This window comes from Rhodoflexus sp. (genome assembly GCF_053489755.1).
The window spans coordinates 11,897-30,695 of the sequence record NZ_JBRCHD010000014.1; the positions used below are offsets into that span (position 1 = coordinate 11,897).

The 18,799-nt window shown below is 50.2% G+C and carries 10 protein-coding genes; 7 read left to right on the plus strand and 3 right to left on the minus strand.

Features of this window, described 5'->3' with window-relative positions:
- The first annotated feature begins 201 nt into the window (after window positions 1-201).
- Window positions 202-1,227: a uroporphyrinogen decarboxylase gene (gene hemE / locus ACWIP2_RS02885; RefSeq protein ID WP_448518396.1), complete on the plus strand. Its 1,026-nt coding sequence runs from the start codon at window positions 202-204 to the stop codon at window positions 1,225-1,227.
- Here hemE and ACWIP2_RS02890 read toward each other — a convergent pair.
- Window positions 1,224-4,259 carry a glycoside hydrolase family 3 N-terminal domain-containing protein gene (locus tag ACWIP2_RS02890; protein ID WP_448518397.1) on the minus strand — a complete coding sequence of 1,012 codons (3,036 nt, stop codon included), beginning with the start codon at window positions 4,257-4,259 and terminating at the stop codon, window positions 1,224-1,226. The genes hemE and ACWIP2_RS02890 overlap by 4 nt on opposite strands.
- 206 nt (window positions 4,260-4,465) lie before the next feature.
- Between ACWIP2_RS02890 and ACWIP2_RS02895 the strand changes: the two genes are divergently transcribed.
- Both ACWIP2_RS02895 and ACWIP2_RS02900 read left to right on the plus strand, forming a co-directional pair.
- On the plus strand, window positions 4,466-7,606 hold the full coding sequence (locus tag ACWIP2_RS02895) for a SusC/RagA family TonB-linked outer membrane protein (protein ID WP_448518398.1): 3,141 nt from the start codon (window positions 4,466-4,468) through the stop codon (window positions 7,604-7,606).
- A gap of 42 nt (window positions 7,607-7,648) precedes the next feature.
- Entirely contained in the window at window positions 7,649-8,950 is a 1,302-nt protein-coding gene (locus ACWIP2_RS02900; protein WP_448518399.1) for a RagB/SusD family nutrient uptake outer membrane protein, read from the plus strand.
- A gap of 79 nt (window positions 8,951-9,029) precedes the next feature.
- Here ACWIP2_RS02900 and ACWIP2_RS02905 read toward each other — a convergent pair whose 3' ends face one another.
- Window positions 9,030-10,313 carry a spinster family MFS transporter gene (locus ACWIP2_RS02905; protein ID WP_448518400.1) on the minus strand — a complete coding sequence of 428 codons (1,284 nt, stop codon included), beginning with the start codon at window positions 10,311-10,313 and terminating at the stop codon, window positions 9,030-9,032.
- A gap of 15 nt (window positions 10,314-10,328) precedes the next feature.
- Entirely contained in the window at window positions 10,329-11,759 is a 1,431-nt protein-coding gene (locus tag ACWIP2_RS02910) for a PSP1 domain-containing protein (protein ID WP_448518401.1), read from the minus strand.
- A gap of 133 nt (window positions 11,760-11,892) precedes the next feature.
- On the opposite strand from ACWIP2_RS02910, the gene ACWIP2_RS02915 reads away from it, so the two are divergent.
- From ACWIP2_RS02915 to ACWIP2_RS02930, 4 genes are all read left to right on the plus strand, one after another.
- Window positions 11,893-14,091: a patatin-like phospholipase family protein gene (locus ACWIP2_RS02915; protein ID WP_448518402.1), complete on the plus strand. Its 2,199-nt coding sequence runs from the start codon at window positions 11,893-11,895 to the stop codon at window positions 14,089-14,091.
- A gap of 137 nt (window positions 14,092-14,228) precedes the next feature.
- Complete coding sequence (locus tag ACWIP2_RS02920; protein WP_448518403.1) at window positions 14,229-16,637, plus strand: glycoside hydrolase family 31 protein; 2,409 nt, start codon at window positions 14,229-14,231, stop codon at window positions 16,635-16,637.
- Window positions 16,631-18,514 (plus strand): polysaccharide biosynthesis protein, encoded by a 1,884-nt coding sequence (locus ACWIP2_RS02925; protein WP_448518404.1) that lies wholly within the window; start codon window positions 16,631-16,633, stop codon window positions 18,512-18,514. The genes ACWIP2_RS02920 and ACWIP2_RS02925 overlap by 7 nt, the downstream gene beginning before the upstream one ends.
- Window positions 18,515-18,564: 50 nt before the next feature.
- Entirely contained in the window at window positions 18,565-18,795 is a 231-nt protein-coding gene (locus ACWIP2_RS02930; RefSeq protein WP_448518405.1) for a hypothetical protein, read from the plus strand.
- Window positions 18,796-18,799: the final 4 nt, after the last annotated feature.

Below are 18,799 nucleotides of genomic sequence, written 5' to 3' on the forward strand. Positions count from 1 at the left end.
ACTTGCTTATGTACAAACGTAAAATTTTTCAAAGAAAAAAATTGTGTTTTAATAATCTAAAATTGCACTTTTTCTTACATGGCTCTTAGCGCTTCTCAAGTGCAGAACTGTGCCTATCCTATACTTATTGAGGGCTTTACGTGTATATTTGTGCAAAAAAACTACACCTGCCGCCTGTCAAAGCGGCTATTTCCAACGTCTATGACACTTCAAAATGACCTATTGCTGCGTGCGGTACGCGGCGAATACGTAGAGCGCCCGCCCGTATGGCTGATGCGACAAGCAGGACGGATTCTACCTGAATACCGCGCTGTGCGCGAGCGCCTGAAAGACTTTATAGAACTTGTTACAACGCCCGAACTGGCAGCAGAAGTTACGATCCAGCCTGTAGATTTGCTGGGAGTAGATGCTGCCATTATCTTTTCTGATATTCTGGTGATCCCCGAAGCGATGGGGTTGCCCTACGAAATGATAGAAAAACGCGGCCCGATTTTTCCGCAAACCATTCAGTCAATAGACGATCTGAAGAAAGTCCGCGTAGCAGACCCGCACGCAGATCTGGGCTACGTAGCCGAAGCCATCCGCATCACTAAGCGCGAACTCAATGGACGGGTACCACTGATCGGTTTTGCAGGTGCGCCATTCACTATTTTTGCGTATATGGTAGAAGGCAGCGGCTCTAAAACCTTCTCTAAAGCCAAAAAAATGCTGTATCAGCAGCCTGAACTTTCGCATCAGCTCCTGCAAATGATTACAGACAGCACCATCAGCTACCTGAAAATGCAGATTGCGGCAGGTGCAGATATTGTTCAGATCTTCGATTCGTGGGCGGGAATTCTTTCTCCTGCGCAGTACAGTGCTTTTTCGCTACCTTACATTGCCAAGATTTGCAATGCGATCAACGAAGCACCCAAAACAGTATTTGCCAAAGGAGCCTTTTTTGCGCTGGAGGATTTCGGAAAACTCAACTGCCAGGTAGTAGGATTGGACTGGAACATGGATCCGCAACTGGCACGACAGCAAACAGGCGGACAGAAAACGCTGCAAGGTAATTTAGACCCCTGCGCACTCTACGCTGACTTCGACACGATCCGCAAAGAAACCAAACAAATGGTAGGTGCTTTTGGTACACACCGCTACATTGCCAATCTGGGGCACGGTGTTTATCCGGACATTCACCCTGATCATGTCCGCTGTTTCATAGATACGATTAAGAACATGGCTTAGTCTGCCATGTGCTGCTCTTTTTCCAGATAGTTGCGGGCAATGCCCATAGAAAGGTAGATCTGATCCTGCACCTTGTTGCGGATGTTTTGTTCGATCAATTTCCAGTTAGTCGAACTGGGGTAAGTACGGTTTGCCAGAAAGATGTAAACTATATTGTATTGCGGATCCACCCAAGCCCCTGTACCCGTAAATCCGCTGTGTCCGTAGGTGCGCGGCGAGCAATGCCCCGAAGTAGGACCGCTGTTGCCTCTAATAGGTTTATCCCAGCCAAGTCCGCGTCGGTTATGTGGAACAGTACGCTTGTCGGTAAAAAATGCGATGGTCTGCGGGTCATCGAAAAATTGCTTGCCGCCGTAGTAGCCGTTTTGCAGGTTCATTTGCATCAGGATCGCCAAATCATTGGCGTTGCTAAAGACTCCTGCATGCCCTGCAACACCTCCTTGTAAAGCTGCATCAGGATCATGTACAATGCCTTGTACGCGCTTTTTGCGAAAATGCTTATCCTCTTCCGTAGGTGCGATCTGCGACTTGTTCAAAGTGCGCAAGGGCAGATAGCCCATAGTAGCTAAACCCAGCGGACGATAAAAATAGCCTTCCACAAACTGATCCAAGCAAAGCCCTGTTTCCTGCTCAACGATCTGCTTGAGGATATAGAAGCCTACGTCGGAGTACAAGTAGCCATAAGAGCCGTCGGGACGTTTGGCGCTGCGCAGCGGACTGTCGCGCAACCACTTCCACACATCTGCATGAATTTTAGCCGAAGCATATAAATTTTCATCCACCGGAATTACGTGCTCTTCGGTCGGCTCTTGCGCATAGTATTCGGGCTTGTGCTTGCCTTTTTCCATCGTATGCCACCAATGGGGCGCACGTTGGATCAATCCAGCCTGGTGCAGTAAAATATCGCGCAGGATTAGGTTGGCCTTGTTTGTACCTTTCAGTCCTGTCAGATAATCCGATACTTTTTTGTCCACATCCAGCAGTTTGCGGTCGTGGAGGAACATCACCGCCTGCATTGTTGCTGCCACTTTGGTTACTGAGGCAAGATCATAGACTGTTTCATCGCTGACGGCAGAAGCGGTAGGCTCGTAGGTATGGCGCCCATAGTTGCGGCTGAAAATTACATTGCCGTTGCGGGCCACAAGTACCTGACAGCCCGGAGTTGCGCGGTTAGCAATTGCCTGATTCACAATGCTATCTATGCGGTTCAGAATGCGGCTGTCCATTCCCTCCCATTCAGGAATAAAAGAATATTTCAGCCTGTTGAGCGAAAATATCGAAAAGCCGTCTCCGGCTTTGATGTTTGGCGAAACGCTGACGGGTAGCCTTGCACCCGTTGTTACAGCACCGAAAAGCACTTGCGGGACTACTGTCTGTACGTCAGTATTATTTTCATATGCACAAACCAAATATTTGGCATCGTCAAAAAATTTGAGACTGTACGGGTTGCCGAAAACGACAGGAATAACATTAGTGTAGGCTGAAAGTTTTTGAATAAAGTTGCGTGTAGCCTGCGCAATGCCGAAGTCTTTCTCGATGCGGTTGGTAGTGCTTACGCCCAACAGCCCGACAATCACTACCTTTTTATTCTTCAACTTAGGAATCAGCGCATCGTAGGTTGCATCTCCTGCGGACTTATCGGCGATCTGGTGGTGCTCGAAGGCTGCATATTTGCTCAATATGCGCTGGAAAGTATTGCCTGCACCTGCACCAACCGTTACTGATGCAAAAGTCTGCTCTTCCAGATTTTTGAAAGGAATCAGGCTGTCAGCATTGCGCACGACAGTAATCGCCTGCTCATAGAGTTTCATGCGCAGTGCTTTGGCTTGTGGGGTATTCAGGTCTTCTTGCAAGTTTTTGAGCGATACAGGCTTTAGCTGATGCAGTCCTGCAAAATATTTTGCCAGCAATATCTTTTTAACGCGGCGCTCCACCTCGGTCATCTGGATTTCGCCCTTAGCAATTGCTTCTTTGATTTTGGCAACACCTTTAGGCACATCCATAGGGAATAGCAAACAATCATTGCCTGCTTTGAATGCCAGCAAATCGGTTTCACCGGGAGCATAATTAGCAGAAACCCCTTTCATATTGAGTGCGTCAGTAAAAATCAGCCCCTGAAAGCCCATTTGATGAATGAGCAGGTCTGTTACAACCGTTTGAGAAAGTGTAGTCGGTTTTTTAGGATCGTCGTCGTACGCAGGCAGATTAATATGCGCCACCATGATGCTCATAATGCTGTCTTCGATCAATTTGCGGAAAGGATACAGTTCGATCTCCTCTATCCGGCGGCGGTCGTGCTTGATAATCGGCAGGGCATAGTGAGAATCGGTGTCCGTATCGCCGTGTCCCGGGAAATGCTTGGCATTGGCAATGATGCCATGGTGCTGCATTCCGCGCATATAACTCAGCGCTTTTTCAGCAACGCGCTCTTTATTTTCACCAAAAGAACGAATACCAATGACGGGATTGGCAGGATTGACGTTTACATCGGCAACGGGTGCAAAATTGATGTGTATGCCTATGCGTTTGAATTGGCGGGCTATTTCTGCGCCCATGTCATAGATCAACTTGTTTTCGCCGATCGCACCCAGTGTCATTGCTTTGGGGAAGTTAATGGTGCTGTCTAGGCGCATCCCTAGTCCCCATTCACCGTCTAAGGAAATCAGCAGTGGCACTTTTGCCTGCTTTTGGTAGCGGTTGGTTAGTACAGCCTGCCTGCCCGGCCCGCCCTGAAAGAAGATCAGTCCGCCTACGTGGTATTGGCTCACCAAACGGTCAATTTCTTTGTAGTGTGCCTCGTCGCGGTTTGAATAGGCTGCCACCATGAATAGCTGTCCGATTTTCTGGTCGTCATTCATCGTGCGCAGCACGCTGTCGGCCCATTCGTGCTGTTTTCTCAGTTTTTCCAAATATGCCGGATCCGGTTCGGGCGGCGTACTCTTGCCCTGCACCGATGCCAGTGTAGGTGAGTAAATACTTTTGGCACTTAATAAAAAAAACAATGCCAGACTAAGCGACAGCCACTTCATCATTGTTGAATACCCGATTTTGAGACGTGAAAAAGTATATTGAAACAGAGACACAAAATGTGCCATCTCACCTGTACGCTTACAAAAGAATCATTTTATCAATAAACGCCCAATGATGCACAAAATTTTTCCGCCTAAATATTTTCCCGTGCGCGTAAATATTATATGTTTGAAGTTAGTTCACCTCATTAACTATTTTGAACGATATGATGAATGAAAACAAACTACTACGCCCATTTTTGTGTGTAAAGTGGCTATTCGCACTCTTATGCTGCTGGGGGATTGGCGCTGCTGCCTTTGCCCAAGTGCAAATGTACACTATTAGCGGACGGATCACCGACGCAAGCACCAACGAGCCGCTCATAGGTGCAAGTGTACAAATCAAAGGTACTTCTACGGGGACTATTACCGACGTAGAAGGTAAGTTCAGTATGGCTGCGAGCCTTGCATCGGGCGAATACACGCTCGTTTTCAGTTTCGTAGGCTATGCCCGCAGAGAACAGAAAATTACGCTGGGCAGCGAAACAGCTGTAACCGTGGATATGGCTATGCGCGAAGACTTCATAGGTCTGGACGAGGTAGTAGTAACAGGTACATCCATCGCAACCAGCAAAAGACAGTTGGGCAACTCTATCCACACGGTTTCTTCTAGGCAGATGCAGCAGGTAGGCACGCCAAGCCTTTCGGCAGCTTTGCAAGGCAAGATTGCCGGTGCGCAGATTTCCCAAAATTCGGGCGATCCTGCCGGCGGTGTTTCGATTCGCCTGCGCGGCGCAAACTCTATTAATTCCTCTTCCGAGCCGCTCTACATTGTGGACGGCGTGATTGTGAATAACAATACGAACAACGTATCCAACCTTTCGGTGAGCATCAGCGGCGGCAACGACTTCCAGCCCGGACAAAACCGCCTGCTGGACATCAACCCGAACGATATTGAGCGCATCGAAGTTTTGAACGGTGCAGCAGCTGCAGCTATCTACGGCTCGCGAGCCAACAACGGCGTTATCCAGATTTTCACCAAGCGCGGCAGTACAGGCAAACCTAAGATCACTTTCTCAACGTCGCTGATGATCAGCCAACTGCGCAAGGAATTCCCGCTCAATACGCACCCCGAACGCTTTGGCCCTCCCGTAACCCGTACAGGTTTTGGCAACGACCAGCGCTTAACCATGCTGCTCTTGTTCAATCGCCTATTCACCGAAAAAACGCCTGTAACGCGCTACAACTATTGGGATGATGTATTCCGGACTGCTATCGGTACAGATAATTACGTATCTGTGGCAGGTGGAAAAGACGATACAAAATACTTTTTCTCTACTTCGTATTTCAAAAATGAAGGCATTGTGCGCAATACTGACTTTGAGCGTATTACCGGCCGGTTGCGCATTGATCAGAAGATCAACGACTGGGCAAAGTTTTCGGCAGGTTTGAACTACACCCGCAGTTTTGCCAACGAAAAGCCCGATGCAAACACCTTCAACAGCCCGATTAACTCGGTATTCATCACCGATAACGTGTATGATCTGAACGCCCGCGATGCCAACGGCAATCTGCTGCCCGTAGAACCGGTGCGCATCAATCCCATGAGCGTTATTAAAGATCTGAAGCAAACCAACCAGACCAACCGTACCATTGGGGACTTTCAGTTAAATCTAGCGCCTATCAAAGGTTTGGGCATTGACTATATCTTCGGTTTTGACTCTTACACGCAGTTGGGGCAAACTTTCTTCCCACGCATTGCCTATCCGGGCGTAAATGCCGCACAGTTTCCCGATGGTTACGCTTCTACGGCAACCGCACAGGTGTTGCAACTCAATAACGACCTGAACATCAGCTATCAGGCAGATATTAGCGATAAGTTCAAGTCCACCACACAATTGGGCGCTACTTGGCAGTATGACCAGAGCAACTTTACACAGGCGCAGGGGCGCAACATGGCCCCATTCATCGAAACGGTCAGCGGCGCAACTAACCTCTTTACCCCTACCACCGAATCCCGTACCCAACGCAGTATTGAGGGCTACTTCGTCCAGCAGACTTTCAATTATGGCGACTTTCTATTCGTAACAGCAGCGGGGCGCATAGATGCCTCTTCCGTATTCGGAGCTAACAACCGCTGGCAGTTCTTCCCGAAAGCCTCCGCCAACTTAGTACTCTCTGAAATGGACTTTTGGAAAAACGCATCTTTTGCCGAAAAAGTAAGTACATTCAAAATACGCTCAGCTTATGGCGAATCAGGTAACCTGACAGGTATTGGGCCCTATGATCGTTTCAGCAACACGATTCCGGTACAAGTTGTCGGTCGTCAGGCGCTGCTCCGTAGTGCAGTGTTGGGCAACCCTGATGTAAAGCCGGAGCGTCAGGCGGAAATCGAGATTGGTTCGGATATTTATTTCTTAGATAACCGCATCGGTCTGGAATTTACTTGGTACAACAAAGAAGTACGCGACCTTTTGCTGGAGCGCACTATTGCACCTTCTGAAGGTGGTGCATTTATCAACGCCAACGTAGGCAGCATGACTAACAAAGGTATCGAGCTTGCGCTGCGCGCTAATATTCTGAAAAACAAAGACTGGAACTGGAACGCTACACTGATTTACAGCCGCAACCGCAATAGGGTCAATATTCCGCAGGAAGTAATTCGCTTCTCTACCGACGCAAACCGCATGAGCAGCGCAGTGAACGGCTTCCCGCTGGGCGTATTCTACGGCACAGCCTACGCTCGCAATCCGGACGGCTCGCTGCTGCTGACCAACCGACCACAAACTATTGGTGGGGTAACGCTGCAAGCAGGTTTGCCACAGCCAGACCGCGTAGGTCGCGATGCAGAAGGTCAGCCCACAGGCGCACTTGTCAATCGCGTACTGGGCGACCCCAACCCGCGTTACACTGCTTCATTGGCTAACGACATTAGCTGGAAAAACTTCAACTTCCGCGTACTGTTTGATGCCGTACAAGGTTTCCAAGTAAATAACCTTAACTGGACAACCGCTAATAACGTAGGCATTGGCCCGCTGGCAGCGCAAGAATTGCGCGGCGAACTGCCTCGCGGCTGGGTGAGCATTCTAGGAGGTTTCGGCGGCGAGCGCATCCGCGAAGAGATGATTAAAGATGGTTCTTTTGTCAAACTACGCGAAATTTCACTCTCTTACACCCTGACACCGAAAGCGCTCGGACTCAGCAATCTTACTTTCGGTATTTCAGGTCGTAACCTGATCTCGTGGGATAATTACCCGGGCTTTGACCCTGAAGTAAACTCAGGCGGTCAGAGTAACCGTATCCGGGGCGACGACTTTGGTACTGTGCCTATTCCGCGCACTTTCCAGTTTAACCTGTCTGCCCAGTTCTAATCCGGTATTGTTAACCATCCAAGATTTAAATTCGGAAATAACATGAAAATTTTTCATATCAAAAAACTCGTACTCTGCGGACTATTGGCAGCAATGCTGATAAACCCTTCTTGTACGCTGGACTACACCAACCCCAACGCCGCAACCGAAGACGACGTATTGAGTAATACCTCAGGGCTGCTCGCATTTTCCAACGGTCTGCGCCGCCGCTATATTGCCGGTGGAGCAAGCCCACTCTACACTGTCATTACCACTTCAGGCTTGGCAACCAACGAGTTGCGCGTAGTAAATGCAGGTAATGCAGATATTGCCGCGCTATCTAATGGCAGAGACAACGTAAACGGTCTGAACCCTATAATTATCAACATGTGGCAAAATCTGAACATTCTCAATGCAGACTGCGACCGCATCATCGCCAACGTACGCAACGTACCTGACCGCGCTACCGCCGCCGCCATTCAGGCGCATGCGCACCTCTACAAAGCGCTGGCGCTGGGTTGGCTGGCAACTTTTTGGGAACAAGCGCCGATCACCACCGGCAGAAACGCTGTCTTCAGCAACCGTAATGCTTTATTAGAGACCGCTGTGCGCTTGTGCGATGAAGCCGTTACCTTGCTTGCGGCTAATCCTGTGCCTGCGGCTTTTACTAATGTGGTGGGTAACGACATAGACCTGCCCAATGCGCTCAATGCGCTTTCCGCACGCTACAACCTCATGCTGGGTCGCCATCAGCAGGCTTTTGACGCAGCAGGGCGCGTTTCACTGACCTCTCGCTCCCGCTTTTTGTTTGATAACGTGGTACAGAACCCTATTTTCCGCACTTCGTTTGTAACTAATAACGTACACGAGGCACAAACTAACTTAGGCCTGCCCGCCGCCTTGACTCCTGCCGCTGATGACCAGCGGATACCGTTTTATATCACAGCGGCTGTGCCTCCACGCGGTCGCGGGTTCTTCTTAGCCGATGAAACACCTATTCCGCTGTATCTGCCTGGCGAAATGATCCTGATCCGTGCCGAAGCACAGGCACGTCAGAACCGTTTGGCAGAAGCTGTTGCAGAATTGAACCGCGTATTGACCAAAACCCCTGCACAGGACATATTCGGCGTAGGTGCTGCTTTGCCCCCTTACTCAGGCCCCATAACGCAGGAAGCTATCCTGACAGAGATTTACCGCAACCGATGCATCGAGTTGTACTTGACAGGTATGCGTCTGGAAGACAGCCGCCGTTTTGGCCGTCCGGGGCCGGCTGCTGCGGGTTCTGAACGCAACCGCAATTTCTACCCGTATCCGTTTACAGAGCGCGACAACAACCCGAATACTCCGCCTGATCCGGCGGGGTAATGTACTAAAGGGCATACTACATCGTACCCGACTTTTATCTAAATGAGTCATCCCAAAAATTCTTCGGGATGACTCATTTTTATAGCCGCAAATGCTGCCTGACTTTGGTAAATGCAAACAAGGAAAGCAACGACATGCCTATGCTCACGATACTGAGCGACTGTACAACTGCCTCAGGTTTACCAAAGTAGTAATCGGTGAGTAGCGCAACCAGCGTAGGCCCCAGCCCAAGCCCCAGCAAATTTTGGCAAAGTAGCAGCGATGCAGAAGCTAATCCCCGCAATTCGGTAGGTACTAAGTGTTGCACAAAGGCTGCCGTAACCCCTACAGGCGCACTAAGCAACAGCACTACAGGGATAAAAAGCAGCATCGCCTCTAATGCTGTTTCACAAAAAGGCAGCAAAGCCATCACAGGCAACAGCCCCGCAGCAGTAGCAATAAAAATCGTTGTTTTAGCGCTGTTCTGCCCGGCAGTTTTACCACTATCGGCGAAATAACCGCCCAGCAGCACGCCCGCAGGCGCACCGAACATCATCAGCAAGCCCATGAAAATACTCGTTGTTTTCAGATCAGTTGCCCAAACGCGCATCATCGCTGCCGGAACCCACGAAGAGAAGGCATAGCTGACCACTGTAAAGAAAGAGGATGCCAGACAAAGCCAGCGAAAAACAACTTGCGTCTGCAGCAGCTCCCAAAGCGAGGTAAACAGATGCGTGAAGGGTACTTTCTCTGCGCGGGGAGCATGTTTGCGCACCGGTTCGTGTATAAGCGCTACTCCAAGCGCAATCAGCAAACCGGGCAAGCCGACAGCAATCAGCACGAGTTGCCAGTTAAAAATCTGCCCCCCCAATGGCAACCCAATCGGGGGCAGATCTTTCACCCAGTCTAAGATTTTACCACCTGCCAAATAAGCAAGCCCCGAACCTAAGTAGATGCCTACGGAATAGACACTAAGCGCCGAGGCGAGTTTCTCACGCGGAAACAAATCGGCAATGAGCGAATACGCAGCAGGTGAAAGCGTTGCCTCACCTACTCCAACGCCCATGCGGGCAAGGAATAACTGCGCATAGTTTTGTGCCAGTCCGCCCAGTGCAGTCATCAAGCTCCAAAGAGCAATACCGGCAGCAATTAGATTTTTGCGATTGATGCGGTCTGCCAGATAGCCCGCAGGCACTCCCAGCGTAGTGTAGAACAGTGCAAAACTCACACCCAGCAACAAGCCCACAGCTGTGTCGCTCAGACCAAGATCGCGCTTCATCGGCTCTACCAGCAGGTTGAGCACATATCTGTCCATGAAAGAACAGACGTAAGCCAGCATCAACATACCGACAGCAAACCACGGATGCCTGAAGATAGACCTCATTGGAGCGCTGTTGTTCTATTCTTTTTTGTTCTTTGCGCTGCCGTCTCCACTGGCAGGTGGCCTGCGATTTTTGTTGTTGTGAGGTCTCTTATGAAGCGGATGCGACGGCTTCTTAGGCTGATTTTCCTGATTGACAGATGGCTTTTTTTCTTCGCTGTTAGTAGCAGGCATATCGGGTTTTGACTGACGCGGCGGGCGATTGCGGACAACAACAGGCGCGGCCGTTTCGGGACTTGCCGTTGTTGCAGTTGCTGTACTGCTGGTATTTTCTTCACCCGGACGCATTGACTTTTTCTTCTTGCGCTTCTTTTTGCCGCGCGTTTTAGCAGTAAACGCATCCTCATCCATGCTATCCACAACCCACTGGTCGGCAACTACAGGATCGGGAACATTGCCACCTGAGGCAGCCACAGGTTTATCTTCTATCAGCGATTCTACTACGATGCCCTGCTTGTTGAGGTCTATAATCTGCCGCACGCGCTCGGCAGCCAGCGGATACCAGGTACTTTCGGTATCGTAGCTGAACCACATGATTTTTTTGAAAATATCAGTTTTCTGTAAGTGTGCCAGTCCGCGAATGGTTTGCAGCGGCTTTTCTACTTTGGGAATATCTACCAGCGCGTCTAAGTAGGTTTCCAACTCGTAGTTCAGGCAGCACTTCAGCCTGCCGCACTGCCCGGAAAGTTTGCTCGGGTTGAGCGAAAGGTTCTGATAACGTGCTGCCGTCGTAGAAACACTCTTAAAATCGGTAAGCCATGTAGAGCAGCAGAGTTCGCGCCCGCACACACCAATCCCTCCAAGGCGGCTGGCTTCGTGGCGCAGGCTAATCTGGCGCATTTCTACCCGAATGCGGAACTCGCCCGCAAGTACTTTAATCAACTCGCGAAAATCTACGCGATCATCAGACGAATAGTAAAATGTAGCCTTCGTATTATCTGCCTGAAACTCAACATCAGATAGTTTCATTTGCAAATTCATGTCTTTGATGATTTCGCGGGTTCGGTACAGGGTCGGCATTTCGCGGTTCTGTACATCGGCGAATTTATCCAAGTCTTTTGCTGTGGCTATCCGTATAATTGGCTTTATCTCTGTGTTGTCTTTTACCTTCTTTTTCATCATTTGCAGGCGCACCAATTCTCCTTGCAGGCTGACATAGCCAATATGATAGCCGCCCCCCGCAGGCTCGACAACTACAGCATCGCCCGTTGTCAGATTTAATGCCTGCTGATTGCGGAAGAAGTCCTTTCTACCGCCTTTGAAGCGAATCTCGACAATGTCAAAACGTTGAAAGGCAGGCAAATCCATGTTGCTCAGCCAATCAAAAACATTGAGTTTATTACAACCCGACGTACCACAGGTGCCATTGTTGCGGCAGCCGGCAACTGTTCCGTCTGCTTTTTTCGCATGAGAACCGCAACCTCCGGTTCCGCAATTACTACAACCCATATATATCTGAATTTAATGAGTATCTTATCAATCAAAGTTTAAAGGTACAAGAATTGCGCGTTTGATGTCAATGTTAGATGCGATTTTCTATTCGTTTCCTGTTCAGCTGCTACTTTTTCAATTGCGGCGCAACTTGCTGTTACTTTCGTTGTGGATATTGTTGCTTGGCGTTACGATCGGGCGATGGGGCGAGGATCTAGGGATTCCCTATTTGTTCCTCTCGCCGGAATACCTCGGCAAGTCGGGCGGCGCAGCGATGTTCATTACAGGCATTGCCGTAGGAGCATTCATCATGTCATTTCACATTACCGCGTATATTTTCGCCATCAATAAATTTACTTTTCTCAATTTCCTGCCACGCCCGATGGCGCTTTTTTGTTTGAACAATGGCATTTTACCGCTTGTATTCAACGTGCTGTTCGTACCTGCCTTTGTTCGCTACCAACTTCGCGAGGAATTGATGCAACTCTCTGAAGTTATGCTCAACGTGTTGCTCTTTTTCAGCGGGCAACTGATTGTAGTACTTCTCTATTTCATCTACTTCCGCCTGACAGGGCAAACACTTTTCAGTGGCATAAGCTGGCATGTAGACAAGCAACTTCAAAAGTCCAAAATCACTCGCTACCTTAATTTACGGCGCGTGCATCATATTGGCCAACGCGATACCCGATATGATGTACATTCCTATATAGACGCATCATTTCCTCCGAGCATCAGGCATCTGCACGAAATACCAACGATGATACTGCACGACCACTCGCATTTTCTGGATCGCAATCAGTTCAATGCGCTGATGGTGGAGCTGTTTCTGTTTGCGCTTTTCCTGACGCTGGGACTGTTTCGCGATAATGCCGTATTTCAAATTCCGGCGGCGGCAAGCGGTTTGCTGCTGCTGGCGATGCTAACGATGCTGGCAGGTGCACTAACTTACTGGCTCAAAAAATGGACATGGGGCGTAACCGTAGCTGCAATTTTACTGTTCAGCATCCTTGCAACTGACAGCGGACAAAACCCATACTATCGCGCTTTTGGACTGAACTACGACACCATCCGCGCCGAATACAGCCTCAAACGCTTGGAGCAACTCGGCAACGATGCCTACTATGCAGCCGACGTTGCGCACACGCTCAAGATATTAGACAACTGGCGATCAAAATTCCCCGAAGAAAACCCACCTAAAATGATTTTCATTTGTACCAGTGGCGGCGGGCAAAGGGCTGCCGCATGGACATTGCGCTGTCTGCAAACCTTAGACAGCGCCTTTGGCGGGCGCGTCATGCGACAAACCATGCTGATGACAGGCGCATCGGGCGGCATGATTGGGGCTGCTTACTACCGCGAAATCTACTACAGAGCAAGCAAAGGCGAAATACCCGACACACAGGACGACCAGTACATCGAAAAAATAGCCAAAGACCGGCTCAATCCACTTGTGCTTTCATGGATCGTAAGCGATTTGTTCATGCCTTTTCAGGCAATCCATGGCGACTCGCTACGTTATTTCAAAGACAGAGGTTATGCCTTCGAGCAAAAGCTCAACGCCGATCTGGACGGCTGGTTAGACAAGCCTATCTCTGCCTACCGCGCAGCCGAGCAGCAGGCACAAATTCCGATGATGATTATTGCCGCTTCAGTCGTCAATGACGGACGGCGGCTGTATTTCTCTCCGCAGCCCCTTTCTTATATGAACAATGCAGCCCCTTTAGCCCGTCGCACCATCCGCACGCGTATGCGCGGAATCGAATTCGGGCGCTTTTTCAAATACCACAATGCCGACAGCCTGCGATTTACAACAGCGCTGCGCATGAATGCGACTTTTCCTTATATCATGCCCAATGTGTTGCTGCCTTCCGAGCCTGCTATGGAAGTTATAGATGCCGGACTTTCCGATAACTTCGGCGTTGATGATGCCGTACAGTTTTTGTATGTCTTCCGCGATTGGATTGCTAAAAATACCTCCGGGGTAATTGTTATCCGCATCCGCGATTCGCCCAAGACAAGAGCAGTCCAACCCTATCAAGGGCGCTCGCTGCTGTTTAAACTGTTTACCCCCGTTGAACATTTTGTAAGCAACATGTACTTTCTGCAAGATGGACGCAACGATGCAGCGCTTGAAATCGCAGGCGGCTGGTTCAAAAATGAACTCATAACGGTTGATTTGGAATACAACCCGGGACTTTTGGCTCGAGGGCAGTTAGACACGCTCAGCAACATGCGCAAAGCCCCGCTCAGCTGGCGACTGACCGCCCGCGAATTAGATGGTATTCGAGCCATGATTTACTCTCCCGAAAACCAAAGCGCAATGCGAAAACTGAGCAGGTATTTAAAGTAAACTTATTGCAGCCTGCCGAAATTTTTCAAAATCGTCAGCGCACACTATGGCAGCCAGTAACAGATAGAGAGAGTGTGTGCTGCAAAAAATGATTTACTTTGTAAATTCACCCGCAGCAAACTTTCTAACCTAATCTTATGCGCAGCAAATCACTTGGCAAACTTCTAACCCTTACGCGCACCGAAAAAGGCGCTGAACTGACTACTGACTTTGGCTCGCTGGCTGTTACTTTCTGCGCCCCCGATACTGTGCGCGTACAAGCATGGCAAGCCGACACGGAACGCGAAACTTTTTCCTATGCCCTTGCTGCAAAGGAATCTAAACCTTTTTCCGTTCAATGGGAAGAACAAGGACAGGACTACCTGCTCAAAAGCGATGAACTGAGCGTCCGCATTGCAACGCACCCGCTGCGGCTGCAATTTTTCGATGCCACAGGGACTTTGCTCAACCAAGACGACCCCGCTTTCGGCATTTCATGGATAGGACATCAGGCGACCGCCTACAAAACCCTGCAACCCGATGAGCGATTCATTGGCATGGGTGAAAAAACAGGCAACTTAGACCGACGAGGCAGCGGATTTTCGCACTGGAACACCGACTTTTTCGGCTATGGAACGGAAAGCGACCCGATTTACGCCTCTTTGCCTTTTTATATAGGAATATTGCCGCGCAGCCAACGTTGTTATGGCATTTTTATGGACAGCCCCGTGAAGTCGCATTTCAACTTTGGCGCTTCCAACGACCGCTTCGCCTCATTCACCGTAGAAGAAGGCGAAATGAACTACTACTTCTTTGCCGGAACTACCGTCGCCGACATCGTGAAGGCTTACAGCCGCCTGACAGGAACGACGCCGCTGCCGCCCAAATGGAGTCTGGGTTTTCATCAAAGCCGTTACAGCTACTATCCGCACCACGAAGTACGCACGCTGGCGCAAACTTTCCGCGACAAGCAAATTCCGGCGGATGTCATCCATTTAGACATCCACTACATGGACAAATACAAAATTTTCAGTTGGGACAAGGAGCGCTTCCCCAATCACCGCCAACTCATCGCCGACCTCAAAGCGTTGGGCTTTCAGGTAGTCGTCATTTGCGACCCGGGCATTAAGGTAGAAGAGGGCTACGAACCTTACGACGACGGCATGAAAAAAGATGTGTTCATCAAATACCCCGACGGAACGCCCTACAAAGGGCAGGTTTGGCCCGGCTGGTGCTACTTCCCCGATTTTACGGACGAAAAAGTCCGCCAATGGTGGGGGGAAAAGTTTGAGGAATACGTTCAAAGCGGCATAGAAGGTTTCTGGAACGACATGAACGAACCCGCTACATGGGGGCAAAAATTCCCTGATTTGGTGGAATTTAGCTACGAAGGACAAACAGCGACCGCCCGCAAAGCTCGCAACGTTTACGGTATGCAAATGGCGCGTGCTACTTACGAAGGCGGCAAAAAGCTGATGAGCAACAAACGTCCCTTTGTGCTGACAAGAGCCGCCTATGCCGGAGCGCAGCGCTACGCTGCCCTCTGGACAGGCGACAATACCTCTTCGGATGAGCACATGCTGCTGGGCGCAAGGTTGGTAAGCAGCATCGGCTTAACAGGCATTCCCTTTGCTGGCTACGATGTCGGCGGCTTTGTCGGCGAGCCTTCCGCGGCGCTGTTTGCCCGATGGATAGCGCAAGGCGCTTTTGCCCCTTTCTTCCGCTGCCACAGCATGATTAATACCCGCGACCAAGAGCCATGGAGCTTTGGCGAAGAAGTGGAAGCGATTTCGCGCAACTACATCAGCCTGCGCTACCGCCTGATGCCTTACCTCTATTCGGTATTTTATGAAGCCGCGCAAAGCGGATTGCCCGTAGCGCGTTCGCTGGCGTTAGACCACCCCTACGACAACCGCGTTTACGACATCAATTATCAGAATGAATACCTATTCGGTCCCGGCTTGCTGGTTTGCCCAACCGAAAGCGGTCGCAGCATCACCAAAGTATTTCTTCCCAAAGGCAAGTGGTATTACCTGTACAACAATCAGCCGTACCACGGCGACAGTGAGGCGCTGGTAGAAAGTCCTCTGGAATTCCTGCCCGTATTTGCCAAAGCAGGCGCTATTATTCCGATGCAGAGTCTGGTACAGTCCACACAGGAGGCGCACGACGGCACGCTCTACCTACACGTATATCATCACAACGGCAGTTCCGATTTTGTGTATTATGAAGATGACGGACAAAGCTATGACTATGAGCAGGGCAAATACTACCGCCGCGTCATCGTATATCAAGGCGCATCGCGTGAGTTGATTCTGGAAGCCGCAGAAGGCGCGTTTGCAAGCGCGTTTACCCATCTCAAACTCATTCTGCACGGCTTTGAAAAGGAAATCGGCGATGCGGTTTCGCTCAACGGGCGGCCGCTCTCGGTTGCCGATGAAGAACTGGCATTGTTGGCGCCTCTGCCTAACTTTGACCCGCTGGGCAAGCCGATTTTGCAGGTAACGCAGCAAAATAAAACAATCGCTTGCCCGTTGGTGAACCAACGGATGGTATTTACATGGTAAGAAAACGGCTTAGCCAATACGCCAACCGCGCCACGTTCAATAAACTATCGTTGCTGGCAACCGACCTTTTGCTGGGCGCGGTCGCCTTCGTTTTGTCCGCGCTTTTATTTGAAGAGCAAGCGCCTGCCGCTATTGGGCAAACGGTGGCGCTGGCTGCCGCCTTGCGTTTGTCGGCTTTCTTTATGTTCAAAACTTACGCGGTTGTCATTCGCTTCATCCACTTGCGCGATGTGGTCAAGCTGACGCTGGCGCTGATGTCGTCCGATTTGACGCTTGGGCTATTTTCCTATGCCATTTGGGACAAATTTTCCGCCGCTATTGGCATTGCCTACTTCACCCTTTCGCTAATTGCGCTGGCAGGCTATCGGGCGTTGGCGCGCTATTTCAGCGCAGGTAGTGATGCCGCCGAAGAACATCCGCCTATTCATTTGCTCATTTTCGGCGCAGGCAGCGCGGGACTTATCACCAAACACGTGCTGGAACACGCGCCGGGACTTTCCTACAAAGTAGTCGCCTTTTTTGATGATGACCCAATGAAAAGCGGCAAAACTATTGAAGGCGTGCGCGTTTTTCAGGTTGCCGACCATTTTAAGGATATTGTGCGCAAAAACGGCGTGCAAAAAGCCGTGATTGCGATTCATCAACTGTCCGCAAAGCGCAGGCAGGAGTTTATAGAGTGGTGCTTGGAAGCCGGCGTGCCCGTGATGAAAGTGCCGCCGCTTAGCCAGTGGTACGAAGGCGGTTTTAATCCATCCCAATTGGAAAATGTGCGAATAGAAGACCTGCTGGAACGCGAACCCATCCGCATGGAGTCGCCGCACGTGCGCGAAACTTTCAGCGGTAAAGTGGCGCTGGTTACAGGCGCCGCCGGCTCTATCGGGCGCGAACTTTGCCGCCAACTGACGCGCTGCCAACCCAAAAAACTGCTGCTGTTAGACAAAGCCGAATCGGCGCTGCACGAACTGCATTTATCGCTCGCCGAAGAGGAGCGTTATACACAAGCCGTACCTATTTTGGCAGATATTACCGATGCGGCAAGCGTTGAGCGGCTATTTGCACAACACCGCCCGCAAGTAGTCCTGCACGCCGCCGCCTATAAGCACGTGCCTATGATGGAAATGTATCCGCAACAAGCCGTCAAGGTCAATATTTTCGGGACAAAGCACACCGCAGATGCCGCTATGCGCTACGGCGCGGAAAAATTCATTCTGGTTTCTACCGATAAAGCCGTAAACCCGACCAACGTCATGGGCGCTTCCAAACGCATTGCCGAAATGTATATACAGGCTTTGCATGCCCAGGGCAGCGCCACGGCTTTTGCCATCACGCGCTTTGGCAACGTGTTAGGTTCAGACGGTTCGGTGATTCCGCGTTTCAAAAAGCAGTTGCAGGCAGGCGGACCGCTGACGGTAACATCGCCCGATATTGTGCGCTACTTTATGACCATTCCCGAAGCGGCGCAACTGATTTTGGAAGCGGGCGCAATGGGCAGGCAGGCGGAAATTTTCCTGTTCGATATGGGACAGCCTGTCCGCATCGCCGACTTAGCCCGCAAAATGATACGACTGGCAGGTTTGCAACCCGACAAAGACATCGCCATTCAATTCACAGGCTTGCGACCCGGCGAAAAACTCGTGGAGGAATTGTTGTTAGAGCGAGAAAATACTTTGCCCACCTATCACCCCAAAATTCGCATCGCCAAAAACATTCCTACAATCGCTGTGCAGGAGTTGAATTTTTTATTACAAGAACTTCAACATAAAATTGCAGAAAACGCAGACGATACAGCGATTGTGCGCCTGATGATGCGCTTAGTACCCGAATTTCAAAGTACAAATCCTAAGTTTGCGGACATCGGCGCGCAGAAAAGTTTGTAACAATCGGAACTTTTCTTCGTTTGTTATGTATCAGGCGTGGTTACAGACAGATGTATCATACCCTTCAGGGTGTGCATCTTGGTCAAACCGAAACAATAAAGTTGCGCGTGGAGGCACGAGCAACGGCAACGATGTACCATATTCTTCAGGGTGTGCGTTCGCGTCAGACCGCACCCCGTTGTTTGTGTCCGCACGAACGACCAAGTTTTGGAACCTTAACTTACACGCGCCCTTCAGGGCGCGCTAAAAAACATACGACCGAACTTAACCATCAACCTTGAACGA

Excerpts from the sequence above, each read along its gene's own strand:
- hemE (WP_448518396.1), top strand. The coding sequence starts at position 202 with ATGACACTTCAAAATGACCTATTGCTGCGTGCGGTACGCGGCGAATAC.
- ACWIP2_RS02890 (WP_448518397.1), bottom strand. The coding sequence starts at position 4,259 with ATGATGAAGTGGCTGTCGCTTAGTCTGGCATTGTTTTTTTTATTAAGT.
- ACWIP2_RS02895 (WP_448518398.1), top strand. The coding sequence starts at position 4,466 with ATGAATGAAAACAAACTACTACGCCCATTTTTGTGTGTAAAGTGGCTA.
- ACWIP2_RS02900 (WP_448518399.1), top strand. The coding sequence starts at position 7,649 with ATGAAAATTTTTCATATCAAAAAACTCGTACTCTGCGGACTATTGGCA.
- ACWIP2_RS02905 (WP_448518400.1), bottom strand. The coding sequence starts at position 10,313 with ATGAGGTCTATCTTCAGGCATCCGTGGTTTGCTGTCGGTATGTTGATG.
- ACWIP2_RS02910 (WP_448518401.1), bottom strand. The coding sequence starts at position 11,759 with ATGGGTTGTAGTAATTGCGGAACCGGAGGTTGCGGTTCTCATGCGAAA.
- ACWIP2_RS02920 (WP_448518403.1), top strand. The coding sequence starts at position 14,229 with ATGCGCAGCAAATCACTTGGCAAACTTCTAACCCTTACGCGCACCGAA.
- ACWIP2_RS02925 (WP_448518404.1), top strand. The coding sequence starts at position 16,631 with ATGGTAAGAAAACGGCTTAGCCAATACGCCAACCGCGCCACGTTCAAT.
- ACWIP2_RS02930 (WP_448518405.1), top strand. The coding sequence starts at position 18,565 with ATGTATCATACCCTTCAGGGTGTGCATCTTGGTCAAACCGAAACAATA.